Here is a 25,633-nt window from a genome sequence, read left to right on the forward strand (position 1 = left end):
AGGTACACACGTGAGTATACTGAATGTAGAACATTTAAGCCACGGTTTTGGTGACCGGGCGATTTTTCAGGATGTTTCGTTCCGCCTGTTAAAGGGTGAGCACATCGGTCTGATCGGTGCGAATGGCGAGGGTAAATCGACGTTTATGAATATTATTACCGAGCATATGCAGCCGGACGAGGGAAAAGTAGAGTGGTCAAAGCGGGTGCGCGTCGGCTATCTGGATCAGCACACGGTGCTGGAAAAAGGCATGACGATCCGCGAGGTTTTGAAGAGCGCATTTTCCTTCCTGTTTGAGCTGGAAGTGCAGATGAATGAAATCTGCGACCATCTGGGCGAGGCATCGGAGGATGAGATGAACGTGATGATGGAAGAGCTGGGAACGATCCAGGATCTTCTGATGAACCACGATTTTTATTCCATCGATGCGAAGGTGGAGGAAGTCGGACGTGCGCTGGGGCTGACCGATATCGGTCTGGACCGCGATGTAACGGATTTGAGCGGCGGACAGAGAACGAAGGTACTGCTCGGGAAATTGCTTCTGGAAAAGCCAGATATCTTGTTGTTGGACGAGCCGACGAACTATCTGGATGTGCAGCACATCGAGTGGCTGAAACGGTATTTGCAGGAATATGAAAATGCGTTCATCCTGATTTCACACGATGTTCCGTTCTTAAATAGCGTAGTAAATATCATTTATCATATGGAAAATCAGCGGCTTGACCGCTATGTGGGCGATTACGACAAGTTTCTCGAGGTGCACGAGGCGAAGAAAGCGCAGCTCGAGGCAGCGTATAAGCGTCAGCAGCAGGAGATCGCGCAGCTGCAGGATTTTGTGGCACGCAATAAAGCGCGTGTTTCCACGCGAAATATGGCGATGTCCCGCCAGAAAAAGCTGGATAAAATGGATGTGATCGAACTGGCGAAGGAAAAACCGAAGCCAGAGTTCAACTTCCTGGAGGCGAGAGCCTCCGGAAAATGTATTTTTGAGACGGAGGATCTGGTGATCGGTTACGACGAGCCCCTGTCCCGTCCGCTGAACCTCTATATGGAGCGCGGCGAGAAGATTGCGATGGTCGGTGCCAACGGAATTGGAAAGACGACGCTTTTAAAGAGTATTTTAGGTTTGATTCCAGCGGTGTCCGGCAAGGTGACGCTGGGCGATTATCTCTCCATCGGCTATTTCGAACAGGAGATGGCGCCGGGCAATACGACGACCTGCATCGATGAGATCTGGAAAGAATTTCCGTCCTACACCCAGTACCAGGTGCGTTCCGCACTGGCAAAATGCGGTCTGACGACCCAGCACATCGAGAGCCAGGTGCGCGTGCTCAGCGGTGGCGAGCAGGCAAAAGTGCGCCTGTGTAAGCTGATCAACCGCGAGACGAACCTTCTGCTTCTCGACGAGCCGACGAACCATCTGGACGTTGAGGCGAAGGAGGAGTTAAAGCGTGCGCTGGCGGCGTACAAAGGAAATATCCTTCTGATCTGCCATGAACCGGATTTCTATGAGGGATTCGCAACGAAGGTCTGGGACTGCAGTGAGTGGAGTCTGAAAATATAAGAAAAAAATGTTTTTCAGCGTACCCCAACATTCAGTATAGAGCCCTTTTTTTAGGTGTCCGGCACTGACAAAAAACAGGAACGCCATCGGCTGAGAGTCCGACGGCGTTCCTGTTTTTCTTAAATTGGGAATGGTAGGTATATATAAAAAAGAAATTGGCTTAGGGGGGCCGGACGATTTGTATCGTCCGGTATGAGTATGAAAAAGCTTTTTTATTTCAAGTAACACTTGAAACAAAGGCCTGTTACCCTTTCGGATAACATACTTGTATTATAGGAGAAACTTGTGACTAAAATATGTCCCTTTCATAAAAAAAATATAAAGTCCATAAAAAAATAAAAACCTCTTTCAAAAGAATCGAAAGTTGTATATAATAGTAAGTGGTATAGTCCGCTCTAAAACAATGCGCGGGCTGGATGACAGCGAAAAAAGCTGAAATAAAGAAGATAAAATACAATGAAACTCATAGATTTATGTACTCAAGAGTGCATATTCAGAGCAGGAGGAAAACAACTATGTTGATGTCCAATGATATTGGTATCGATCTGGGTACAGCCAGCATCCTTGTATATATCAAGGGAAAAGGTGTCGTACTGAAAGAGCCGTCCGTAGTGGCGATCGATCGGGATACGAATAAGATCATGGCGATCGGCGAGGAAGCCCGCCTGATGATCGGCAGAACCCCTGGCAATATCGTAGCGGTCCGTCCGTTGCGCCAGGGGGTTATTTCAGATTATACAGTGACAGAGAAGATGATGAAATATTTCATCAACAAGGCAGTCGGCAAGAAGACACTCCGCAAGCCGCGTATCAGCGTCTGCATCCCGAGCGGTGCGACCGAGGTAGAGCGCAAGGCGGTTGAGGATGCGACTTACCAGGCTGGCGCACGCGAGGTTTCGATCATCGAGGAGCCGGTAGCAGCTGCGATCGGCGCTGGTATCGATATTTCCAAGGCGTGCGGCAACATGATCGTAGATATTGGTGGTGGTACGGCAGATATCGCCGTTATTTCTCTGGGCGGTACCGTAGTCAGCACTTCTATTAAAGTGGCTGGTGATGACTTCGACGAGGCACTGGTCCGTTACATGAGAAAGAAACACAATCTTTTGATCGGTGAGAGAACCGCTGAGGAGATCAAGATAAATATCGGTGCGGCATACCGCCGTCCGGAGGTAATCACGATGGAAGTGCGCGGACGAAATCTGGTTACCGGACTTCCGAAGACGATCGTTGTCACATCCGACGAGACGCTGGAAGCGCTGCGCGAGCCGGCACTCCAGATTGTAGATGCCGTTCACAACGTACTTGAGCGGACGCCGCCGGAATTGGCAGCCGACATTTTTGACCGTGGTATCGTACTGACAGGCGGCGGCGCACTGTTAAGCGGTCTGGATGCCCTGATCGAGGAGAAAACTGGCATTTCCACGATGATCGCAGAGGATCCGCTGACCGCAGTTGCGATCGGAACTGGTAAGTTTATCGAGTTCGCTCACGGTGAGAAGAAAAACTACGATTAAAGAGAACCGCCGGAAGGCGGATAGCATAAAAATATGGCAGCAGTTAAAGGATATATTGAAAAAATAAAATACCGCAATGAGGACAATGGCTATACGGTTCTCTCTATCAGCGGCTTGGACGACGGGGAGGAATATGTGCTGGTTGGCACTTTTTCCTACATCGCAGAGGGCGAGATGATCGAGGCGAGCGGGCGTATGACCGAGCATCCGATTTACGGGGAACAGATGGCGGTGGAAAGCTATGAGCTGAAAGCGCCTGAGGATACTGTTTCCATGGAACGATATTTAGGCTCCGGCGCCATCAAAGGCGTCGGGGCTGCTTTAGCTTCCAGGATTGTTAAAAAATTTAAGGCGGACACATTCCGCATCATGGAAGAAGAGCCGGAACGCCTCGCGGAGGTCAAGGGAATCAGTGAAAAAATGGCGATGTCCATCGGTGAACAGGTCGAGGAAAAGCGCGATATGCGCCAGGCGATGATGTTTCTGCAAAATTATGGCATTTCCATCAATCTGGCGGTTAAAATCTACCAGGAATACGGTCCGGCAATGTACACGATTCTCCAGAACAATCCGTATAAGCTGGCGGACGATATTCCGGGCGTCGGTTTTAAGATGGCAGACGAGATCGCGGCGAAGATAGGAATCGTGGCAGATTCGGATTTCCGCATCAAGAGCGGCATCCTGTATACACTCTATCAGGCGACGGCGAACGGGCACACATACCTGCCGGAGGACGAGCTGGCGGATCGGGCGGCAAAGCTTCTACAGGTTGAGATTTCCGAGATTGACAAGCATCTGATGGATATGCAGATGGATAAACGGCTGGTGATCCGGGAGAGGAAAAAGCAGAAAACAGCAGAAATGGATGTTTTTGTTCAGGCGGAATCGGCAGTGTCGGGGCAGATGCAGCCGCAGCCAGATGTTTTGGGTGAACCGAATGCATCAAATGTATCAAATATAGCAAACGCCCCGGAATGCGCCGTTTATGCATCACACTACTATTATACCGAGCTAAACACCGCCCGCATGCTGCACGACTTAAACATCACTGGTTCCGAATCGGAAGAACAGATTCGGAAAAGTCTGGCAGTCATCCAGAAAGAGGAACAGATCGAGCTGGATGAACTGCAGATCCGCGCGGTGATTGAGGCGGTCAACTGCGGACTTTTGGTAATCACGGGCGGTCCGGGTACCGGAAAAACGACGACGATTAACACGATCATCCGGTATTTTGAAAAGGGCGACATGGATATCCTGCTGGCAGCCCCGACCGGACGCGCAGCAAAAAGGATGACCGAGGCGACAGGCTATGAGGCGAAGACGATTCACCGCCTGTTAGAACTGACGGGAATGCCAGAGGAGGATGAGAAGAGCCGGACGACTTCGATGCATTTTGAGCGGAACGAGGACAATCCGCTGGAAGCTGATGTCATCATTATCGATGAAATGTCGATGGTGGATATCAATCTGATGCATTCGCTGCTCCGGGCGGTCAATGTCGGCACACGTCTGATTCTGGTGGGTGATGTGGATCAGCTTCCGAGCGTCGGACCGGGCAATGTCCTGCGTGATATCATCGAGTCAGAGTGTTTCCATGTGGTAAAGCTAACCCGGATTTTCCGGCAGGCGGCGCAGAGCGATATTATCGTCAATGCCCACCGCATCAATGCCGGAGAGCGCATTCCGATCGGAAAGTCAAGCAGGGATTTCCTCTTTATAAAGCGTGATGATCCGAATGCGATCATCAATGCAATGATCACGCTGGTACGTGAAAAACTGCCGAATTACGTCCATGCCGATTTGTTTGAGGTACAGGTCATGACGCCGATGCGGAAGGGAGTGCTGGGATCGATACGGTTAAATTCCATTTTGCAGGAATTTTTAAATCCGCCATCGGCAGAAAAGGCGGAAAAAGAGTATGGCGAGACGACGTTTCGTGTGGGCGACAAGGTCATGCAGATCAAGAACAATTATCAGATTGAGTGGACCTCCTACAACCGCAGCGGCATTCCGGTGGACAAGGGAGCCGGCGTGTTCAACGGGGATCTTGGGCGCATCCGCGAGATCAATACCTTTGCGGAGCTGGTAACCGTGGAGTATGATGAGGGAAAACGTGTTGAGTACAGCTTCAAGCAGCTGGAGGAGCTGGAACTGGCATATGCGATCACGATCCACAAGTCGCAGGGAAGCGAGTATCCGGCGGTCGTGATTCCGGTCTGGAGCGGACCGCAGATGCTGATGACGCGGAATCTGATTTACACGGCGGTTACAAGGGCAAGAGCCTGTGTCTGCCTGGTCGGTGTCCCGTATGTGTTTCAGCAGATGGTGGACAATGAGATGGAACAGAAGCGCTATTCGGGACTGCGCGACCGCATTGAAGAAATTATGGAGACATTGTGATAAAAAATATAAAATGGAATCAATTCCCCCGCGCCGCTCTGGATGCGCTATATCCAAGGCGCTGCCCGGTCTGCGGGGAGATCGTGACGCCGAAGGGCAGGCTTATTTGTCCTTCGTGTCTTTTGAGGCTTTCGCCTGTCAAATCGCCGGTTTGTCAGAAATGTGGAAAAGAAGTTTGGAGTGAAGAAATCGAATATTGTCCAGACTGTGTGAAACACCGCCGGTCATTTGCGCGTGGGATGGCACTCTTTAACTATACGGAGGAAGCTGCGCGCTCGATGGCAGCGGTTAAATATAAAAATAAGAGGGAATATCTCGATTTTTATGCCGAAGCTGCAGCGGAAAAGCTGAGGCAGCATGAAAATCGGGAGGAGTGGCAGTTTGACGGTCTGGTTCCCGTTCCGGTCCACCCGGCGCGGAAACGGAAACGCGGTTTCAATCAGGCGGAGGTTCTGGCAAAGCGGATGGGCGAGCGGCTGGAAATGCCGGTGTGCCCGGAATTTTTATATCGGATACGAAATACAGAACCCCTGAAAGAGCTGAATCCAGATGAACGGCTCCGGAATTTACAACAGGCGTTTCAGGCAGATGCGGAGGCAATCCGGGCAAGTGGTGTGCAAAACGTGCTTCTCGTGGATGATATTTATACGACCGGAAGCACGGCGGAAGCGTGTACCCGGGCGCTTCTGTCTGCAGGGATCGAAAAAGTCTGCTTTTTTGCCGTTTGTATTGGACAAGGACGCTAAAGTGGGATATGATAGAGAAGATAGGCAGAGGGAAGCCTTATAAGTGGAAATACTCCGGCATTTCTGGACGAAAAGAATAGTAGAAAGCATTTGAATCTAAAAGTTTGCGGGAGAGGCAAAAAGAGGTTCAGGAGACGGAAGGAATGCAGGGGGAGATTTCAAGTAAGAAAGAAAAGGAGTAAAAAGAATGCAGGAATTTGAATATCGCCTGGAAAAGGAAGATTATAAAAACTGGATTCACTGGAACGTGCTTAAGCATGAGTCCAAGAAAATGAAGATGGTGTCGGCACTCTTATATGTCGCATTTTTAGCTCTCTTTCTGGGAAAAAATGTGATGCAGGCAAAGGGCAATCTGGTTCTTCTTGTACCGTCCATCGTGATAGCGGTGCTGGTCGGCATCGGCATGTTTTACATGATTTCAAACCAGAACCAGGAGCGTATGATCTGGAAACGGAGCGGACTTAAAAATTTGGAAAAGACGGGCAATTTCCCAGTCGTACATCTGACGCTGGATGAGAAGACACTGACCATGACGGTTGCGGCACAGGAGATGACCAAGACTTACAGCTACAGCGACATTGAGCAGATGGTTGAGATTGAGCGGATGTATCTGCTTGAGACGAACGAGAAAACCTGGCAGTTTATCGCCAAGTCGGCATTTTCCAGCGAGGAAGAGCAAAAGCAGTTTGAGACATTCATGAATGAAAAGCTTGCGGATGCCAAGGAAAAACCGGAAGAATATCCATCCGTGACAAAAAATCCGGAAAATGCGGAGAATCAGGAGGGCGGCGCCCTGCATCAGAACGCAGCGCTTGAGGATGATGTTGTGGAAGCTGATGAGCCGGAGATCACCCGCGTGGATACAAGCCATATGGGTAAGATTGGAAAAATGGCGCATTTTATCGGAAGCCAGGCGGCGGATGAGGAAGAAACCGATGAGCTTGAAAAGGCGGAGCCGGATACCACAGACAGCCATGAAAATGTGGAAGAAAAGACAGACGCTGTAAACGAGGAGAAAGTGGATGAATAAACCTTTCTGATTGTTTTATAGCATCATTGTAAGTCCTGATAATGTGAAATACGAGGCGCGGGCAGAATCTGGTTCCAGCCTGCACTAAGTGAAAACGATATCTATAATATAAAAGAGGCGGCGAATGTCGGCAAGTTATTGCTTGACGCGCCGCTTCTTTTATGATATAGTAGACGGGCGAATGGAAGAACATAGGTCTTTTTTTTATGCTCAAAAACCAGATTTCCGGTTGGAGAGTGGAAAGATCGCATACTAAGAAAAATGGAGGTGGAAGTTGTGCGTACAAGAATTACACTGGCATGCACAGAATGCAAGCAGCGCAATTACAACATGACCAAGGATAAGAAAACTCATCCGGACAGAATGGAAACCAAAAAGTACTGCAGATTCTGTAAGACACACACGTTACACAAAGAGACGAAGTAAGAGTAACTGGTTGGTTCTGCGCGATCGGGCATCTGCCTGAGCGCTTTGGAGGACAAAAATGGGTGATACAGAAAATACCAAAAAAGCTCCTAAAAAGAGTTTCTGGAAAGGTCTAAAAGCTGAGTACAAAAGGATCATCTGGCCTGACAAAGAGACAGTTACGAAGCAGACTGGAGCGGTCATCGCCGTTTCCGTTGCGCTGGGACTTATCATTGCGGCTCTTGACACAGCAATCGTGTTTGGACTGCACTTCGTTATGTAAAGGCAAAGGTGAGAAATATGGCAGAAGCAAATTGGTATGTAGTGCATACTTATTCCGGCTATGAAAACAAAGTAAAGGTTGACATCGAAAAGACGATCGAGAACCGGAACCTTCAGGATCAGATCTTAGAGGTTTCCGTGCCGATGCAGGAAGTTATCGAAGTCAAGAATGGAGCCAATAAACAGGTTGCCAAGAAGATGTTTCCCGGATACGTACTGATCAACATGGTTATGAATGATGATACCTGGTACGTAGTACGCAACACCCGCGGAGTGACCGGGTTTGTTGGTCCGGGCTCCAAACCGGTTCCTTTGACGGAAGAGGAGATGGCCGGTCTCGGATTTAAGGAAACCGGCGTTGTTGTTGACTTTGAGGTCGGCGACACGGTTGTTGTAACGACAGGGGCATGGAAAGATACCGTTGGTGTTATCGAGTCCATCAACGAGGAAAGACAGACCCTGACGATTCGTGTAGAACTGTTTGGCCGTGAGACACCGGTTGAACTGAACTTCACAGAGATCAAGAAGATGATGTAAAGAGGTTCATTTATGAGCCTGTGGGAGGGAAATCCCCGCAATTACCACAATTTATAGGAGGTGCCAACAATGGCAAAGAAAGTTACAGGATATATTAAATTACAGATTCCTGCTGGAAAGGCTACACCAGCTCCGCCAGTAGGTCCGGCTCTTGGACAGCACGGTGTAAACATCGTACAGTTCACGAAAGAGTTCAACGCTAAGACAGCAGACCAGGGCGATATGATCATCCCGGTTGTTATTACTGTATATGCTGACAGAAGCTTCAGCTTCATCACAAAGACTCCGCCGGCTGCCGTTTTGTTAAAGAAAGCTTGCAAGATTAAATCCGGTTCCGCTACACCGAACAAGACTAAGGTAGCTAGCATCTCGAAAGAGGATCTGCAGAAGATCGCAGAATTAAAGATGCCTGACTTAAATGCAGCAAGCCTTGAAGCTGCTATGAGCATGATCGCTGGTACAGCAAGAAGTATGGGTATCACAGTTGCCGAGTAATTTTCGGGATGTTTATCAGTAACGTGGGAGGGAATTCCCCGACAATACCACTAGGAGGTTTTTTATAATGAAAAGAGGAAAAAGATACGTAGAGGCTGCTAAATTAGTAGATCGCGCAAGCCTTTATGAAGCTGCAGATGCCATCTCCATCGTGAAGAAGGCTGCAGGTGCTAAATTCGATGAAACCGTAGAACTTCATATCAGAACTGGTTGTGACGGCCGTCATGCTGATCAGCAGATCCGTGGTGCAGTTGTACTGCCGCACGGAACTGGTAAGACCGTTCGTATCCTTGTATTTGCTAAGGGACCGAAGGCAGAAGAGGCTCAGGCTGCAGGCGCAGATTTCGTAGGCGCTGAGGAGCTGATCCCGAAGATCCAGAATGAGGGATGGTTAGACTTCGACGTAGTAGTAGCTACTCCGGACATGATGGGCGTTGTAGGACGTCTTGGTCGTGTACTTGGACCGAAGGGCTTAATGCCGAACCCGAAGGCTGGTACTGTTACTATGGATGTAACCAAAGCTATCAATGATATCAAAGCCGGTAAGATCGAGTACAGACTTGATAAGACTAACATTATCCACGTGCCAGTAGGTAAAGCTTCCTTCACAGAGGAGCAGTTAGCGGACAACTTCCAGACGCTTATTGACGCTATCCTGAAGGCAAAACCAGCTACCTTAAAGGGCGCTTACTTAAAGAGTGTAACCATGACTTCTACCATGGGCCCGGGCGTTAAGCTGAACGTAGGTAAGCTGATTGGCTAATCAGAAGACGTTATAGAATCAAGAGGATGAGGGACTTTTGGGTCTTTCGTCCTCTTTTTTTCGATTGTCGAAAAAATATAAATAAAGTCAAAAAAACAGTTGACTTTATACTTTAGTAGTGATAAAATATGTTCTGTTGCCGCTGAGAAAGCGGAAACGAAAATTAAAGAGTCAAGACGCACAGGTGATTGTGAAAACTTTCAAAAAGAAAGTGAAAAAGTCCTTGACAAAAATGAATATCCATTATATAATGGTTAAGCACATTTTTGGAGAGATATCGAAGCGGTCATAACGAGGCGGTCTTGAAAACCGTTTGTCCGAAAGGGCGCGTGGGTTCGAATCCCACTCTCTCCGTTTCAAAAACGGTTATTAATTTCATAAGATATAAAAATCAACCTGCAGAAGTACCCAAGAGGTTGAAGGGGCTCCCCTGGAAAGGGAGTAGGTCGTTAGTAGCGGCGCGAGGGTTCAAATCCCTCCTTCTGCGTTCGATGCGAAAGCATCAGGAACCTTGAAAACTGAACAGTATGTAAAACCCTGAAAATTCTAAGAACAAAGGCTTTTGGTTAAGCCTTGAAGTTCAAGAGGATATTCAGAACAAAACCAAAACAACAGTAATAACGGTTAAAATTAGCCAAGCGAATTTTGACTGGAATCAAAACTTTAACATGAGAGTTTGATCCTGGCTCAGGATGAACGCTGGCGGCGTGCTTAACACATGCAAGTCGAACGAAGCAATTTAACGGAAGTTTTCGGATGGAAGCTAGATTGACTGAGTGGCGGACGGGTGAGTAACGCGTGGGTAACCTGCCTCACACTGGGGGACAACAGTTAGAAATGACTGCTAATACCGCATAAGCGCACAGGACCGCATGGTCCGGTGTGAAAAACTCCGGTGGTGTGAGATGGACCCGCGTTTGATTAGCTAGTTGGTGGGGTAACGGCCTACCAAGGCGACGATCAATAGCCGACCTGAGAGGGTGACCGGCCACATTGGGACTGAGACACGGCCCAAACTCCTACGGGAGGCAGCAGTGGGGAATATTGCACAATGGGGGAAACCCTGATGCAGCGACGCCGCGTGAGTGAAGAAGTATTTCGGTATGTAAAGCTCTATCAGCAGGGAAGAAAATGACGGTACCTGACTAAGAAGCCCCGGCTAACTACGTGCCAGCAGCCGCGGTAATACGTAGGGGGCAAGCGTTATCCGGATTTACTGGGTGTAAAGGGAGCGTAGACGGTAAAGCAAGTCTGAAGTGAAAGCCCGGGGCTCAACCCCGGGACTGCTTTGGAAACTGTTTAACTAGAGTGCTGGAGAGGTAAGCGGAATTCCTAGTGTAGCGGTGAAATGCGTAGATATTAGGAGGAACACCAGTGGCGAAGGCGGCTTACTGGACAGTAACTGACGTTGAGGCTCGAAAGCGTGGGGAGCAAACAGGATTAGATACCCTGGTAGTCCACGCCGTAAACGATGAATACTAGGTGTTGGGGGACAAAGTCCTTCGGTGCCGTCGCAAACGCAATAAGTATTCCACCTGGGGAGTACGTTCGCAAGAATGAAACTCAAAGGAATTGACGGGGACCCGCACAAGCGGTGGAGCATGTGGTTTAATTCGAAGCAACGCGAAGAACCTTACCAAATCTTGACATCCCTCTGACCGGCGAGTAATGTCGCCTTTCCTTCGGGACAGAGGAGACAGGTGGTGCATGGTTGTCGTCAGCTCGTGTCGTGAGATGTTGGGTTAAGTCCCGCAACGAGCGCAACCCTTATCCTAAGTAGCCAGCAGTTCGGCTGGGCACTCTTGGGAGACTGCCAGGGATAACCTGGAGGAAGGTGGGGATGACGTCAAATCATCATGCCCCTTATGATTTGGGCTACACACGTGCTACAATGGCGTAAACAAAGAGAGGCGAGACCGCGAGGTGGAGCAAATCTCAAAAATAACGTCTCAGTTCGGACTGCAGGCTGCAACTCGCCTGCACGAAGCTGGAATCGCTAGTAATCGCGAATCAGAATGTCGCGGTGAATACGTTCCCGGGTCTTGTACACACCGCCCGTCACACCATGGGAGTCAGTAATGCCCGAAGTCAGTGACCCAACCGAAAGGAGGGAGCTGCCGAAGGCAGGACCGATAACTGGGGTGAAGTCGTAACAAGGTAGCCGTATCGGAAGGTGCGGCTGGATCACCTCCTTTCTAAGGAAGAAGAAGTAAGGGTTTTATATACTGTTGAGTTTTCGAGGATGACAATTAAAGATTGAAATCCAGGAAATGAAAGATTTCCGGTGTCGATGCGCTTAGGGGACACACCCGTTCCCATCCCGAACACGATGGTTAAGACCTAAGCGGCCGATGATACTATGCTGGAGACGGCATGGGAAAGCAGGTGGATGCCGGATTCCATATGGGGGTGTAGCTCAGTTGGGAGAGCACCTGCCTTGCAAGCAGGGGGTCAAGAGTTCGAATCTCTCCATCTCCATTTGCCGAAAGCAACTGAATGAAAGCGAGTCGAAGACGAAGCTTGAATTTAGTGCGAGGCAGTTCACGAACCTTAACGAACGTAAGTGAGTTTAGTTGAGTGAACATACTATGTACCTTGAAAACTGCATACATGAAAATCTGATACAAAGTTCAAACCGAGAGGTTTGAAACAAATATCAAGACATCCGAGGTGTTACACGAAAGTGTAACCAAACAAACCAAAAACAAGCAATTATTAATTGTAAACACCATAAGCCAAAGATGCAACGCTATGCATCTGAGCGGAACACCGTACCCGCGGTGTGAATCAATTGGCTAAGCTAATAAGAGCGCAGGGTGGATGCCTTGGCACTAAGAGCCGATGAAAGACGTGATAAGCTGCGAAAAGCTTCGGGGAGGAGCAAATATCCATTGATCCGGAGATATCTGAATGGGGAAACCCGGCTGAGAAGCCCTCAGTCATCCATACGCCAATACATAACGTATGGAAGGGGACCCGCTGAACTGAAACATCTAAGTAGGCGGAGGAAGAGAAAGAAACATCGATTCCCAAAGTAGCGGCGAGCGAAATGGGAAGAGCCCAAACCAGAGTGCGTGCACTCTGGGGTTACGGACTGCATAAGTGAGCTGATTCGTTAATGGAACGGTCCTGGAAAGACCGGCCAGAGAGAGTGAAAGCCTCGTACATGAAAACGATAGGCAGCGGCAGGATCCAGAGTACCGCGAGACACGTGGAACCTTGCGGGAATTCGGGGGGACCACCCCCCAAGGCTAAATACTCCTTAGTGACCGATAGCGCATAGTACTGTGAAGGAAAGGTGAAAAGGACCCCGGGAGGGGAGTGAAAGAGAACCTGAAACCCTGTGTTTACAAGCTGTGGAAGCACGTTAAGGTGCAACCGCGTACTTTTTGTAGAACGGTCCGGCGAGTTGCGGATGCTGGCGAGGTTAAGGAGTAAAGCTCCGGAGCCGAAGCGAGAGCGAGTCTTAATAGGGCGTAAAGTCAGCATGTGCAGACCCGAAACCGGGTGACCTATCCATGTCCAGGTTGAAGTTCCCGTAAAAGGGAATGGAGGACCGAACGCACATCCGTTGAAAAGGGTGGCGATGAGGTGTGGATAGGGGAGAAATTCCAATCGAACCCGGAGATAGCTGGTTCTCCTCGAAATAGCTTTAGGGCTAGCCTCGTATTAGTTTAGCGGAGGTAGAGCACTGAATTTCCTAGGGGGCGTCAAAGTCTACCGAAGAATATCAAACTCCGAATGCCGCATAAATGATGTACGGGAGTCAGACTGCACGAGATAAGTTGGGTAGTCAAAAGGGAAAGAGCCCAGACCTACAGCTAAGGTCCCAAAGTGTGTGTTAAGTGGAAAAGGATGTGGGATTTCGAAGACAACTAGGATGTTGGCTCAGAAGCAGCCACACATTCAAAGAGTGCGTAATAGCTCACTAGTCGAGAGGTCCTGCGCCGAAAATGTCCGGGGCTAAAACACAACACCGAAGCTTAGGAATGTAATTATACATTGGTAGAGGAGCATTCTTAAAGAGACGAAGCAGTACCGATAAGGAGCTGTGGATTTTTAAGAAGAGAGAATGCCGGAATGAGTAGCGAGATGGAGGTGGGAATCCTCCAGGCCGAATATCTAAGGTTTCCAGAGTAAAGCTGATCTGCTCTGGGTAAGTCGGGGCCTAAGGCGAGGTCGAAAGACGTAGTCGATGGATAACAGGTTGAAATTCCTGTACTGCATATCATCAGAACTGTGGGGACACAGAGAGATACCGGAACCTGGGAATGAAGATACCAGGGCAAGCGAGGTAGGTGCTAAGCTGGCAAAACCGCTTAGTAAGCCGAAGACGTGATGCGGAGCGAACAAAAGTAGCGAAGTCCGGGATTCGAGCTGTCGAGAAAAGCCGCTATTGTGTGATATGTACCCGTACCGTAAACCGACACAGGTGGATGAGGAGAGAATCCTAAGGCCGGCGGGAGAAGCATTGTTAAGGAACTCGGCAAAATGACCCTGTAACTTCGGGATAAAGGGTGCCACAGAGATGTGGCCGCAGAGAATAGGCTCAAGCAACTGTTTAGCAAAAACACAGGTCTATGCGAAACCGAAAGGTGAGGTATATGGGCTGACGCCTGCCCGGTGCTGGAAGGTTACGAGGAGAGGTTAGAGCAATCGAAGCTTTGAATCTAAGCCCCAGTAAACGGCGGCCGTAACTATAACGGTCCTAAGGTAGCGAAATTCCTTGTCGGGTAAGTTCCGACCCGCACGAAAGGCGTAATGATTTGAGCGCTGTCTCGACAATGCACCCGGTGAAATTGAAATACCAGTGAAGATGCTGGTTACCTGCGCCAGGACGGAAAGACCCCATGGAGCTTTACTCTAGCTTGATACTGGGATTCGGTACTGCATGTACAGGATAGGTGGGAGACGAAGAGGGCAGGACGCCAGTCTTGTCGGAGTCGCTGTTGGGATACCACCCTTGTGGTACTGGATTTCTAACCAACCTCCGTGACCCGGAGGTGGGACAATGTCAGGTGGGGAGTTTGACTGGGGCGGTCGCCTCCGAAAGGGTATCGGAGGCGCTCAAAGGTTCCCTCAGAATGGTTGGAAACCATTCAAAGAGTGCAAAGGCAGAAGGGAGCTTGACTGCGAGACCGACGGGTCGAGCAGGTACGAAAGTAGGACTTAGTGATCCGGTGGTAGAAAGTGGGATTGCCATCGCTCAACGGATAAAAGCTACCCTGGGGATAACAGGCTTATCACTCCCAAGAGTTCACATCGACGGAGTGGTTTGGCACCTCGATGTCGGCTCATCGCATCCTGGGGCTGAAGTAGGTCCCAAGGGTTGGGCTGTTCGCCCATTAAAGCGGTACGCGAGCTGGGTTCAGAACGTCGTGAGACAGTTCGGTCCCTATCCGGCGCGGGCGTAGGATATTTGAGAGGAGCTGCCCTTAGTACGAGAGGACCGGGGTGGACTGGCCTCTGGTGTATCTGTTGAGCTATCAAGCTCATGGCAGAGTAGCCAAGCCGGGACGGGATAAACGCTGAAGGCATCTAAGCGTGAAGCCCCCCTCAAGATGAGATATCCCATACGCAAGTAGTAAGACCCCTTGAAGACGACGAGGTAGATAGGGCAGAGGTGGAAGCGTAGTAATACGTGAAGCTGACTGTTACTAATCGGTCGAGGGCTTAACCAAAAGGTTATGGTTAAGGATAGGTAAGAGGAAGTTATTTCCTGAAGGATGAAAGATAGAAGTAGAAGAAATTCAGTGTGCAGTTTTGAAGATATGTAAAGAAGACCGTTGTACAGAAATGTATGACGGTTTTTTTGTGTAATAGGAAATTCCTTGGAAGTCCCTATTACACAAAAAGGTACTAACGTGCCAATGATGCGCACGTATGCGTTGACAGAAAACTCATTGTTTTCTGCTTTTTATAGCCGCGGAGGTATCTGGTGTTTTGCACATCTCTTTTTGAGTGCTGTGCTATTTCTGCGTCGTCAGAAAGACTATCTCTTTCTATTTTTGCCAAGATTATATGAGTTCTGAACCCGAAATTTAAGGATGCGTCATGCTGATCATGCAGCGAGAAGACGGTAACATCCGATGAAAAGAATAGATTTTTCGATTTTTTTGAAAAAGTAGTTGACATTTAAAATATAATCGGTTATACTTATCTACGTTGTTGGAAAGCAATATTCCTCGATAGCTCAGTCGGTAGAGCACGCGGCTGTTAACCGCGCTGTCGTAGGTTCGAGTCCTACTCGGGGAGTTTTTTGATCCATATACTTTATGGACCTTTAGCTCAGTTGGTTAGAGCAACCGGCTCATAACCGGTCGGTCCCGGGTTCGAGTCCCCGAAGGTCCACTCTACCCAATATGAGGTAAATAAATAATTTAATATTTGGCCCGGTGGCTCAGCTGGTTAGAGCGCCGCCCTGTCACGGCGGAGGTCGTGGGTTCGATCCCCATCCGGGTCGTTTTGATACGACTGTTATAAATTGGTTCGCGTAAGCGGATTGAGGGACAGAGTATCGTAATGGGGTCTTAGCTCAGCTGGGAGAGCATCTGCCTTACAAGCAGAGGGTCACAGGTTCGAGCCCTGTAGGCCCCATTTCATTGTCGGAAAGTAAGAAGAATTTCTGGTTGATATATCGATATAATTTGAAATGAATCAACAATAAAAGAAATTTAAAAAAATCTAAAAAACAGTTGACATTCTTCAGAATGAGTTGTATAATATGACTTGTTCGTTAAGAATAAAAAGTATGTGTGTGTAGCTCAGCTGGATAGAGCACTTGGCTACGGACCAAGGTGTCGGGAGTTCGAATCTTCTCACGCACGTCGATTTCTCTGGTTGTCAGAGAGCAAAAAGCATCCTTTTGAGGGTGCTTTTTTTGTATAATAGGGAATTCCAAGGAATTTCCTATTACACAAAAATGCACTAACGTGCCAATGATGTGCACTCGCGCGAAGATGCAGGTTGTCGCAAGCGACGCGCTCGGCGCGAGAATGTGTCAAGGCAGCAACTGTTCACAGGTAGGAATTTTCTGAACTGAAAATTCCGTACGATACAGTTCTGGCAGCAGATTTTGTCGATTTGGAATGTGCAGTATCGGCAAAATCCCGTTGATGGGCACACGTGTGCGAACCGTAACCCTGAGCACATTCTTTATTCCGTTTACGACAGCCCGGAATTGACTTTTTACCGCATGACCGATATAATAATAGGGCTGTCCCTATCAAGGCAGATAGCTTTGCGGTTTCTATGAAAGACCGCGTGGAGGAATTATGAAAACAGAATATCTGATAAAAATTGGTTCTGTCGCGAAATGGCTGGTGCCGTTTTTTGCAGCGGTGGCGCTGCTGAACGCGTAGGTTTTAAGTGGGCAGAATAAAATAGAAAGGCTGGGAAGAAGCTGGGAGATGCATCACGGATTCTGACACAGCGGAAAGGAGAAGAGATGCAGTTAGTTCAGTTAGATATGAAGCAGATATCGAGCGAGGCAGAGATTTACGACTGCCTGGTCGGTCAGATGAATTTTACCAATGCCGATGAAAAACCGGAATGGATGAATGTGATTGAGATGAACGAGCGGGATCCGTATGAGATGGATACAGAAGAACAGCCGGAGGATCCGGAGTTTAAGAAAATTCTGGAGACACCGGAGAAGACATTGGATGGTCTGGTACAGATGCTGGCTGCCCGCCTGGCAGATGATTACTGCCTGGAAGTAATCCGGGATGAAGCGGCGGATGATGAGAAGAAAGAACTGGAAAAACGTCTGGAACGCGCACTGGAAGATGCAGCGCGCACAATCGATGAAAGAGACGGGAAATTGTATGCAATACTTGAGGATACAAAACCCATGGCATTCTCCGTTATCTGATGAGCCGGAAGAAGGATTGATTCCGTGTGAGGTGGTTCGGTCTTCCCGGAAGACGATCGCCATCCAGATCACGGCGGAAGGACGCCTGGTACTCCGGATTCCGAGGAGGGCTTCGGTGCAGGCTGCGATGCGGTTTGCCGAGGAGCACCGCGACTGGATAGAAGTCCATTATAAAGAAGCGGTGGAACGCCAGAGGAACCGGAAAACATATGGAGCGGAAGAAATCCGAAATTTCACAGAAAAGCTGCGCCCGGTGCTCATGCACCGGGTTGCTTTATATGCGTCGTGCATGGGCGTAACCTATGGAAAAATCACAATCCGGAACCAGAAAACGCGTTGGGGAAGCTGCAGCGCAGCTGGAAACCTAAATTTTAACTGGCGGCTGGCACTTTTGCCGGAGGATCTGATGAATTATGTGATTGTCCATGAGCTGGCACACCGGCTGGAAATGAACCATTCCGCGCGTTTCTGGACGCAGGTGGAGAATATATTGCCGGACTGGCGGGAACGGCGCAGGCGGCTTAGGGAGTATGTGATATAGAAAAGAAGCACAGACATAGATGTACTCTCGGAATTTTTCTGTGCTTGATTTTGTGAGATGATTTTTTGTCAGTTGTGCCCAAATTTCTGAGGCGTACGTTGATGAAATTCGGGTGCGGCTGGCGGAAAATCAGCCACAAAAGCAAGTGCAAAAAAGACTCCGAGAGTACATCTAGATAATAGGAGGAACAAAATGGCAGAAGAAGTCTGGATGCTTCAGACCAAGAAAGCAGATTTTAAGCAGATCGGGGCGCGGTTTCGGATCGATCCGGTTACGGCGCGTATTATCCGGAACCGTGGGATCGAAGGAGAGGCGGCGATCGACCGCTATTTAAATGGCACGCTGGATGATCTGTATGATCCGATGCTGTTAAAAGATATGGAGCGTGCCGTTTCCATCCTGTGCGAGGCTGTGGATACTGGAAAGAAGATACGGATCGTCGGTGATTATGATATTGACGGCGTCTGTTCGACGTACATATTATTGCAGGCATTTGAACGGCTGGGCAGTGATGTAGATTTTGAGATACCGGATCGCATCAAGGATGGCTACGGAATCAATGAATCGATCATCGAACAGGCGCACGCGGACGGCGTGGAGGTGATTCTGACTTGTGACAATGGTATTTCCGCGTTCCATCAGGTGGAGCTGGCGAAGAAATATGGCATGACGGTTGTCATCACGGATCATCATGAGGTGCCCTTAGATGGGGAAAAAGAGAAGATTCCCCCGGCGGATGCGGTGATCGATCCGAAACAGGCAGACTGTCCGTACCCATTTCCGGAGATCTGCGGCGCAGTGGTGGCGTACAAGCTGGTGCAGGTTTTATATGCCCGCCGGGGCGTGCCGCAGATGGACTGGCTGGATTTGCTTGAATTTGCCGCGATTGCGACGGTCGGTGATGTGATGAAGCTGCAGGATGAGAACCGGATTCTGGTAAAATACGGTCTTAAAAAGATGGCGCAGACCAAAAATCTAGGGCTTCGCAGACTGGCGGAGAAAAATAATCTTGATCTGGGGGCGATCACAGCATACCATATCGGATTTGTCATTGGACCGTGCCTGAATGCGGGCGGACGATTAAAAACGGCAAAGGAAGCGCTGGCGCTTCTGCGGGCGCAGAGTGAGGAAGAGGCAGAACGCCTGGCAGAGGAACTTAAGGAATTAAATGATACCCGCAAGGATATGACCGAACAGGGGACTGAGGCGGCGAAGCTGCAGGTAGAGAGCTGGTACCAGAAGGACAAGGTGCTGGTGGTCTTTCTGCCGGAATGCCATGAATCGCTGGCGGGCATTATTGCAGGGCGCCTGAGGGAATATTATCAGAAGCCGGCGATCGTGCTGACGCGCGGCGAGGAGGCGGTCAAAGGCTCGGGACGTTCCATCGATGAGTACCATATGTTTAAAAAGCTGACAGAGGTCAGCGATCTGCTGCTCAAATTTGGCGGGCATCCGCTGGCAGCCGGGCTTTCGCTGGAAGAGAAGAACATTGACGAGTTCCGGCGCAGACTGAATGAAAATGCGGGGCTGACGGAGGAAGATTTTAAAGCGAAAGTCTGGATCGATGTGCCGATGCCGGTGGGATATGTGACAGAACGACTTGTGAGGGAGCTTTCCTGTCTCGAACCGTTTGGACAGGGCAACGAAAAACCACTGTTTGCAGAGAAATCACTCCGCATCCGGGCGAGCCGCGTGCTGGGGCGCAACCGGAATGTCGTAAAAATGACGTTGGAAGAGACAGACGGACACGCGATCGAGGCGCTATATTTCGGTGACGGAACGGCGTTTGAGGAAGAGCGCGCCGGACGGCGGGAGATCGACGTCGTGTATTATCCGGACATCAATGAGTACAATGGAAGAAAAACGCTGCAGGCGGTGATCCGTCGTTATAAATTCCGGGGGTAAATGGCATGATAACGAGAAAAGATGTGATGCCGGTCAATTTCCTGAAAAAAGAAAAATTTACCGGAAGTGATACCGGGATGCGCTACCGGATGGAGATGACAAAGCGCGAAGTACCGAAAGAAGACGGCGCAGATGGCGAGACGGTCGAGGAGACAGTCCTGACCGTGACATCGTGGCCGGAACCATATGGATACAACGCAACGCCGGAAGAGGAGAAGACCCGCAAGGAATTTCCATTTTCGGAAGAAGGAATTGTGAGCGGGGTAGAGTGGCTGAACGGGCAGCATGCGCGGTATGTGAAGCCTGAAAAATAGACGGTTGCGTGAACAGAAAGAGTGAAAAAGTAGAATGAGTTGGAAAAAGACATTTTATGAGGGGCTAAAGAGCGGTATCCCCATTGGACTGGGGTATCTGCCGGTCTCCTTTACGTTTGGCTTCCTGGCGGTGTCGGGCGGTCTGCCGGTCTGGGTAGCAGTTTTTATATCGCTGACGAACTTAACGAGCGCCGGACAGTTCGCAGGGACAAACCTGATTCTGGCGGGGGCTGGGTACTTTGAGGTGGCATTGACGACGTTTGTCATCAACCTGCGCTATATGCTGATGTCACTGTCCCTGTCCCAGAAGCTCGATGAAAAGACGGGAACCGGGGCGCGCCTGGCATTGGCATTCGGCATCACGGATGAGACGTTTGTCGTCAGTTCCCTGCATCCGGGCATTTTGAAAGCGTCGTATATGCTGGGACTTATCACGATGCCGATTCTGGGGTGGAATCTTGGAACCTGGCTGGGAGGCGCGATCTCGGCGGTTCTGCCGCAGGCGCTGCAGAATGCGATGGGAATTGCCCTGTACGCGATGTTTATTGCACTGATTCTGCCGGCGGCACGCAAATCGCGGTCGGTGTGCTGCGTCATCATTCTGGCAGTTGTGATGGTGTGCATTTTAAAATATGTTCCGGTTTTTGCCGGTATTTCCTCCGGTTTCCGGGTGATTCTGGTTACGATCGCGGCATCGGCGTTCGGTGCATGGAAATTCCCGCATGATCCGGACGGTAAAGAAGCCGGTCAGGACGAGAGTCAGAAAGAGGGGGCAGAATGATGAATACAGCAGAGGCAGCAGGAGCAGCCGGAACACTCGATATGAAATACGTGCTGACCTGTGTCCTTTTGATGGCACTGGTTACATATATTCCACGTGTTCTTCCGGTTACGATTTTCCGGAAACAGATCCGTTCGAAGTTTATCCGATCTTTCTTAGATTATACGCCGTATGCAGTGCTGGGAGCACTGACATTTCCGGATGTATTTACCTCCACAGGACATCTCTATTCGGCGGTCGGAGGAACGATCGCAGCGGTGATTTTGGGATATAAGGGAAAGAGCCTGGTGGTAGTGGCGATCGCGGCGATTGTGACGGTTTACCTGCTTGAGATGGCAGGCGGAGCCGGTCTTTTGGCGTCGCTTTCATTTTAAGAAAAATTTAAAATGAATATGCGCAAAAGCGCGGGAAATTCATCATAAATAAAAACGAAAGGTGCAGACAAGATGATTACAATGAAGGGAGCCGCTGTTTCGGCAAAGCTGAAAGAGCAGGTGGAAAAAGGGCTGGAAACCCTGACATGGGTGCCGAAACTGACGATTATCCGGGTGGGCGAGAATCCGGATGATATTTCCTATGAGAAAGGCGCAACGAAGAAGCTGACATCGTTCGGGCTTGAGGTGGAATCGAAGGTATTTCCGGGAGATATCTCGGACGAGGCATTTAAGAAGGAGTTTGCGGCGATCAATGCGGATGCGTCGGTGGACGGTATTTTAATGCTGCGCCCGCTTCCAAAACAGATCAACGAGCAGGATATTGAAAAAATGATCGATCCGGCGAAGGATTTGGACGGTATTTCCCCAGTCAATATCGCAAAGGTGTTCAGCGGCGATACGAGCGGTTTTGCGCCGTGTACGGCGGAGGCAGTGGTATGCATGCTGAAAATGAACGATATCGCGCTTTCTGGCAAACGGGTGGCAGTCGTAGGAAGAAGCATGGTTGTGGGACGCCCGCTTTCGATGCTGCTTCTGCATGAAAATGCGACCGTGACCATCTGCCACTCGAGAACCGCCAGCCTGCCGGAGGTATGCCGGGAGGCGGATATTCTGGCTGCCTGCGTGGGAAAAGCAGCGATGATCAACCACACCTATGTAAAAAAGGATGCGGTTGTCATTGACGTTGGGATCAATGTAGATGAAAATGGAAAACTCTGCGGCGATGTGGATTTTGCCGATCTGGAAGGAACTGCTTCGGCGGCAACCCCGGTTCCGGGCGGTGTCGGCGGCGTGACGACGGCGGTTCTGGCACAGCATCTGGTGCGCGCGGCATGGATGAAACAGGAAAAAAATAGTAATAAATAAGCGAAAGAAAGTTAAGAGAAAAGCAATACATTTCCTCTCGTTTTCAGGTATAACTATAGTAAGAATGACAGTGTACCAGTTGTTGCTCCGGAAGGTCCGAACCCATTGTGGGGTGGAACTCACGGATGAAACAGAAAAACGGGAGGAATTTTTATGAGAAAAATGGGGATGATGCGAAACAGGATGGCAGTTCTGCTGGCAGCAGGCACGATGACAATGACGTCGGCGGCAGGTCTGGCAGGTTGTACGTCCGCACCGGCATCGGTGACGGTGCAGTCGGCGGAAAATACGGGGATCACGGTGACGAGTCAGGAGAAAATCAAGGCGGAGCCGGATGTTGCGGAAATTACCTACAGTGTCTATTCACAGGCGGCGGATGCGAGCACCTGCCAGTCGGAGAATCAGACGGATTTGGATGCGGTTCTGGCTCTTTTGAAGGAAAAGGGAATTGCAGATACCTCGGTGCAGACGAGCGGTCTGGGGCTGAATCCGATCTATGACTGGGACAATGGCAAGAAGATCACTGGTTATGAGATGACGACGGAGGTTGTTGTATCGGATGTTGCGATTGAGGATGCAGGGGCGATCATCAGCGATTCGGTCAATGCGGGTATCAATTCGATCGATTCGGTCCAGTATCAGTGCAGCAATTTTGATGAGATTTATCAGGAAGCGCTCAAAAAAGCCATTGAGTCGGCGCGCGTGAAAGCCGAAGCGATGGCGGAGGCAGGCGGCTGCAAGCTGGGAACGATGACGAATGTGCAGGAGTACAGCAGCGGTCAGCAGGCGCGTTATTATGACACTTCTTACAGCAGCGGCATGGCGATGAAGGAAACGGCGATGGAAGATGCGGGTGCAGGCAGAAACCTGATGCCGGGGCAGGTGGATGTTGAGGCAGAGGTGTCGGCTACGTTTTCCATTCAATAGGGATCAGCTGCATGAAAGGTTGTCTGGTTTCGGAGGAAAAATCGGATTTTAAACAGGAAAAGGGAATAAACACAAATTGTATAAACCTTCGCATATCTGGGATACTAACAGTGTGAAATGGATGGTCGGAAACGGCTGCTGTTTCATGAGAATGTAGAACAGAATGCGGAGGTTTATTTTTTATGTGGGGAATGATAACCGCGCTGGTTTCCGGCGCACTCATGAGTATACAGGGCGTGTTTAATTCTGCCGTGATGAAACAGACCAGCATGTGGGTATCGGCTGGCTGGGTGCAGATAAGTGCATTTGTGGTTTGCCTGGTGATGTGGCTTTTTACGGGGCGCGGCGCGGTATCGGAGCTTTGGCAGATCGAACCGCGGTATATGCTGACCGGCGGCGTGATCGGGGCATTTATCACGTACACGGTCATCAAGAGCTTTGACGCGCTGGGACCGGCAAAATCAGCGCTTCTGATCGTCGTGGCACAGATCCTGGTGGCGTACCTGATCGAGGTGTTTGGCTGGTTCGGTGTGGAGAAAGCGGGATTTGAGTGGCGCAAGGCGATCGGGGCGGCGGTTGCGATTGCGGGGATTGTGATTTTCAGATGGGAATAAAAATTTTCTGCTTGTGTTTAAAGGGGGTTTTGGTTAGAATAGAATTACGGACAAAACGCGCCTCGGAAAAAGAGGGGTGCAGAAGATGAAACAGACAAATCAAACAGTAAATCGGAAACGATGGATGCGAACAGGGGCAGTCGGCGTGGTATTTTTGGCGGCTGTTTTGTGTTTTGGTGTGCAGAGCCGGCGAGAGAAGCAGACGGTGGTGCTGGAGACGCAGAATAGTTTTTTAAAAGAAGTGGATGATTCGCAGGAAAGCTCCGAACGTCCAGCAAAACGGTCAAACGGCGGGTCAGTGGATGGGGATAATGAAGCAGCAGAGAACGCTGCGCCTGAGGGGCAATCAAAAGAAAATCCCCAAACGCCGGAACCGAGAATCCTATATATCCACGTCTGCGGCGAGGTAGCCGCACCGGGCGTCTATGAGCTTCCGGCGGGCAGCCGTATGTATGAGGCGGTTGAAAAGGCGGGCGGGATGACGTCGGAGGCGGCGCAGGAATATGTAAATCTGGCGCAGGCGATCGAGGATGGACAGCAGCTTCGGATTCCGAGCAGGGAAGAGATTCGGAAATATCAGGAAACAGGGAAGGATGTCTCCGGGCTTCTGGGAGCCGGAGGCGCTGCTGGGAATGGCAGCGAGTCAGCTTCGCAGAAATCTGGAAGCAGTGCAGCATTGATTAATTTAAACACAGCTTCCAAAGAAGAGTTGATGACTTTAAACGGTATCGGCGCGGCGCGGGCGGAAGCGATTCTTTCTTACCGGGAGCAGAAGGGCGGTTTCCGGACGATTGAGGATATTATGAAGGTGCCTGGCATCAAGAACGCGGCATTTCAGAAGATAAAAGATAAGATTACAGTATAGAGAGATAGAAGCATAGTGGTTGAGGTGGAGAATGGCGAAGGTATTAGTGGTAGATGATGAAAAATTAATAGTAAAAGGAATCCGTTTCAGTCTGGAACAGGATGGATTTGAAGTTGCCTGCGCCTATGACGGGGAGGAAGCGCTTCAGATGGCGAAGGAGACGGAGTATGATATGGTTCTTCTGGACGTGATGTTGCCGAAGCTGAACGGATTTGAAGTCTGCCAGGCAATCCGGGAGTTCTCCGAGATGCCGATCATTATGCTGACCGCAAAAGGCGACGATATGGATAAGATTCTGGGGCTGGAATACGGCGCCGATGATTATATCACAAAGCCATTTAACATTTTGGAAGTAAAGGCGCGCATCAAGGCGATCCTGCGCCGCAACTCCAAGAAATCGAGACAGGAGCCGCAGCAGACAAAGAAAGTCATCGAGGCGGGCGATCTGACGCTGGATTCGGACAGCCGCCGGGTCTTTATCGCTTCCCGCGAGATCAATCTGACCGCGAAGGAATTTGACCTTCTGGAGCTCCTGGTGTGCAATCCGGGCAAGGTTTACAGCCGCGAGGAGCTGCTGCGCTTTGTCTGGGGCAACCGGGCGGCGGCGGGCGGCGATGTCCGCACCGTAGACGTTCATGTGCGGCGGCTGCGCGAGAAGATCGAGCCGAGTCCGAGTGATCCGAAATATGTACATACGAAATGGGGCGTGGGGTATTATTTCCGGATTCGGTAATATAGAAAAGAACTCAGAAGAGGATGAAAGGGGCGCTGCA

At 49.9% G+C, this 25,633-nt stretch carries 21 protein-coding genes, 8 tRNA genes and 3 rRNA genes; all 32 read left to right on the forward strand.

The features are described from left to right. Nucleotides 1-10: 10 nt before the first annotated feature. The 32 genes from abc-f to DW931_RS12300 all read left to right on the forward strand — a co-directional run bounded on the left by abc-f (nucleotide 11) and on the right by DW931_RS12300 (nucleotide 25,593). Complete coding sequence (gene abc-f, locus DW931_RS12145; protein ID WP_118469487.1) at nucleotides 11-1,564, forward strand: ribosomal protection-like ABC-F family protein; 1,554 nt, start codon at nucleotides 11-13, stop codon at nucleotides 1,562-1,564. A 515-nt stretch (nucleotides 1,565-2,079) separates the two neighbouring features. Then, nucleotides 2,080-3,081 (forward strand): rod shape-determining protein, encoded by a 1,002-nt coding sequence (locus tag DW931_RS12150; RefSeq protein ID WP_022359104.1) that lies wholly within the window; start codon nucleotides 2,080-2,082, stop codon nucleotides 3,079-3,081. Nucleotides 3,082-3,114: 33 nt separating this feature from the next. Continuing rightward, nucleotides 3,115-5,481, forward strand: coding sequence for an ATP-dependent RecD-like DNA helicase (locus DW931_RS12155; protein WP_118469486.1), 2,367 nt, complete (start codon nucleotides 3,115-3,117; stop codon nucleotides 5,479-5,481). After that, nucleotides 5,478-6,227 (forward strand): ComF family protein, encoded by a 750-nt coding sequence (locus tag DW931_RS12160; RefSeq protein ID WP_227589763.1) that lies wholly within the window; start codon nucleotides 5,478-5,480, stop codon nucleotides 6,225-6,227. Before DW931_RS12155 ends, DW931_RS12160 begins: the two co-directional genes overlap by 4 nt. A 187-nt stretch (nucleotides 6,228-6,414) precedes the next feature. Continuing rightward, nucleotides 6,415-7,257, forward strand: a complete 843-nt coding sequence (locus DW931_RS12165; protein ID WP_118469485.1) for a YcxB family protein — start codon at nucleotides 6,415-6,417, stop codon at nucleotides 7,255-7,257. A 261-nt stretch (nucleotides 7,258-7,518) separates the two neighbouring features. After that, nucleotides 7,519-7,683, forward strand: coding sequence for a 50S ribosomal protein L33 (gene rpmG / locus DW931_RS12170; protein ID WP_207722866.1), 165 nt, complete (start codon nucleotides 7,519-7,521; stop codon nucleotides 7,681-7,683). A gap of 58 nt (nucleotides 7,684-7,741) precedes the next feature. After that, nucleotides 7,742-7,945, forward strand: coding sequence for a preprotein translocase subunit SecE (gene secE / locus DW931_RS12175; protein ID WP_022359100.1), 204 nt, complete (start codon nucleotides 7,742-7,744; stop codon nucleotides 7,943-7,945). A 17-nt stretch (nucleotides 7,946-7,962) separates the two neighbouring features. After that, nucleotides 7,963-8,481, forward strand: coding sequence for a transcription termination/antitermination protein NusG (gene nusG, locus DW931_RS12180; protein WP_022359099.1), 519 nt, complete (start codon nucleotides 7,963-7,965; stop codon nucleotides 8,479-8,481). A 69-nt stretch (nucleotides 8,482-8,550) separates the two neighbouring features. Then, nucleotides 8,551-8,976: a 50S ribosomal protein L11 gene (gene rplK / locus DW931_RS12185; protein WP_022359098.1), complete on the forward strand. Its 426-nt coding sequence runs from the start codon at nucleotides 8,551-8,553 to the stop codon at nucleotides 8,974-8,976. 67 nt (nucleotides 8,977-9,043) lie between these two features. Next, nucleotides 9,044-9,739: a 50S ribosomal protein L1 gene (rplA, locus tag DW931_RS12190; RefSeq protein ID WP_022359097.1), complete on the forward strand. Its 696-nt coding sequence runs from the start codon at nucleotides 9,044-9,046 to the stop codon at nucleotides 9,737-9,739. 268 nt (nucleotides 9,740-10,007) lie between these two features. Next, nucleotides 10,008-10,093 (forward strand) — tRNA-Ser (locus DW931_RS12195). Nucleotides 10,094-10,137: 44 nt separating this feature from the next. Continuing rightward, nucleotides 10,138-10,226: transfer RNA gene (locus tag DW931_RS12200), tRNA-Ser, on the forward strand. Between the two features lie 177 nt (nucleotides 10,227-10,403). Further along, nucleotides 10,404-11,934, forward strand: a 16S ribosomal RNA gene (locus DW931_RS12205). Between the two features lie 85 nt (nucleotides 11,935-12,019). Beyond that, a 5S ribosomal RNA gene (gene rrf / locus DW931_RS12210) occupies nucleotides 12,020-12,137 on the forward strand. A gap of 7 nt (nucleotides 12,138-12,144) precedes the next feature. Further along, nucleotides 12,145-12,217, forward strand: a tRNA-Ala gene (locus DW931_RS12215). A gap of 315 nt (nucleotides 12,218-12,532) precedes the next feature. Beyond that, a 23S ribosomal RNA gene (locus tag DW931_RS12220) occupies nucleotides 12,533-15,420 on the forward strand. The 16S, 23S and 5S rRNA genes sit together here with 3 tRNA genes alongside, the layout of an rRNA operon. A gap of 501 nt (nucleotides 15,421-15,921) precedes the next feature. Then, nucleotides 15,922-15,994 (forward strand) — tRNA-Asn (locus DW931_RS12225). A gap of 22 nt (nucleotides 15,995-16,016) precedes the next feature. Next, nucleotides 16,017-16,090 (forward strand) — tRNA-Ile (locus DW931_RS12230). A gap of 38 nt (nucleotides 16,091-16,128) precedes the next feature. Continuing rightward, nucleotides 16,129-16,202, forward strand: a tRNA-Asp gene (locus DW931_RS12235). Between the two features lie 61 nt (nucleotides 16,203-16,263). Then, nucleotides 16,264-16,336: transfer RNA gene (locus tag DW931_RS12240), tRNA-Val, on the forward strand. 156 nt (nucleotides 16,337-16,492) lie between these two features. Beyond that, nucleotides 16,493-16,566 (forward strand) — tRNA-Arg (locus DW931_RS12245). A gap of 620 nt (nucleotides 16,567-17,186) precedes the next feature. Further along, nucleotides 17,187-17,612 (forward strand): hypothetical protein, encoded by a 426-nt coding sequence (locus DW931_RS12250; RefSeq protein WP_022358685.1) that lies wholly within the window; start codon nucleotides 17,187-17,189, stop codon nucleotides 17,610-17,612. Continuing rightward, nucleotides 17,575-18,153 carry a M48 family metallopeptidase gene (locus tag DW931_RS12255; protein ID WP_338126583.1) on the forward strand — a complete coding sequence of 193 codons (579 nt, stop codon included), beginning with the start codon at nucleotides 17,575-17,577 and terminating at the stop codon, nucleotides 18,151-18,153. The genes DW931_RS12250 and DW931_RS12255 overlap by 38 nt, the downstream gene beginning before the upstream one ends. Before the next feature lie 192 nt (nucleotides 18,154-18,345). Further along, nucleotides 18,346-20,058, forward strand: a complete 1,713-nt coding sequence (gene recJ / locus DW931_RS12260; protein WP_118468554.1) for a single-stranded-DNA-specific exonuclease RecJ — start codon at nucleotides 18,346-18,348, stop codon at nucleotides 20,056-20,058. A gap of 5 nt (nucleotides 20,059-20,063) precedes the next feature. Beyond that, nucleotides 20,064-20,372, forward strand: coding sequence for a hypothetical protein (locus DW931_RS12265; RefSeq protein ID WP_118468552.1), 309 nt, complete (start codon nucleotides 20,064-20,066; stop codon nucleotides 20,370-20,372). A gap of 34 nt (nucleotides 20,373-20,406) precedes the next feature. Continuing rightward, a complete protein-coding gene (locus DW931_RS12270) occupies nucleotides 20,407-21,153 on the forward strand; it encodes an AzlC family ABC transporter permease (RefSeq protein ID WP_117796867.1) in 747 nt (248 codons plus the stop codon). 41 nt (nucleotides 21,154-21,194) lie between these two features. After that, entirely contained in the window at nucleotides 21,195-21,527 is a 333-nt protein-coding gene (locus tag DW931_RS12275; protein ID WP_118468599.1) for an AzlD domain-containing protein, read from the forward strand. Nucleotides 21,528-21,599: 72 nt separating this feature from the next. Continuing rightward, nucleotides 21,600-22,454: a bifunctional 5,10-methylenetetrahydrofolate dehydrogenase/5,10-methenyltetrahydrofolate cyclohydrolase gene (locus DW931_RS12280; RefSeq protein ID WP_118468550.1), complete on the forward strand. Its 855-nt coding sequence runs from the start codon at nucleotides 21,600-21,602 to the stop codon at nucleotides 22,452-22,454. Nucleotides 22,455-22,607: 153 nt separating this feature from the next. After that, on the forward strand, nucleotides 22,608-23,381 hold the full coding sequence (locus tag DW931_RS12285) for an SIMPL domain-containing protein (RefSeq protein WP_243036947.1): 774 nt from the start codon (nucleotides 22,608-22,610) through the stop codon (nucleotides 23,379-23,381). 182 nt (nucleotides 23,382-23,563) lie between these two features. Then, entirely contained in the window at nucleotides 23,564-23,995 is a 432-nt protein-coding gene (locus DW931_RS12290; RefSeq protein WP_118482578.1) for a DMT family transporter, read from the forward strand. Nucleotides 23,996-24,080: 85 nt separating this feature from the next. Next, nucleotides 24,081-24,860, forward strand: a complete 780-nt coding sequence (locus DW931_RS12295; protein WP_118626988.1) for a helix-hairpin-helix domain-containing protein — start codon at nucleotides 24,081-24,083, stop codon at nucleotides 24,858-24,860. Nucleotides 24,861-24,891: 31 nt separating this feature from the next. Continuing rightward, a complete protein-coding gene (locus tag DW931_RS12300) occupies nucleotides 24,892-25,593 on the forward strand; it encodes a response regulator transcription factor (protein WP_022359279.1) in 702 nt (233 codons plus the stop codon). Nucleotides 25,594-25,633 lie beyond the last annotated feature (40 nt).

This window comes from Clostridium sp. AM43-3BH (assembly GCF_003479985.1).
In the GTDB taxonomy this organism is placed as follows: domain Bacteria; phylum Bacillota; class Clostridia; order Lachnospirales; family Lachnospiraceae; genus Otoolea; species Otoolea fessa.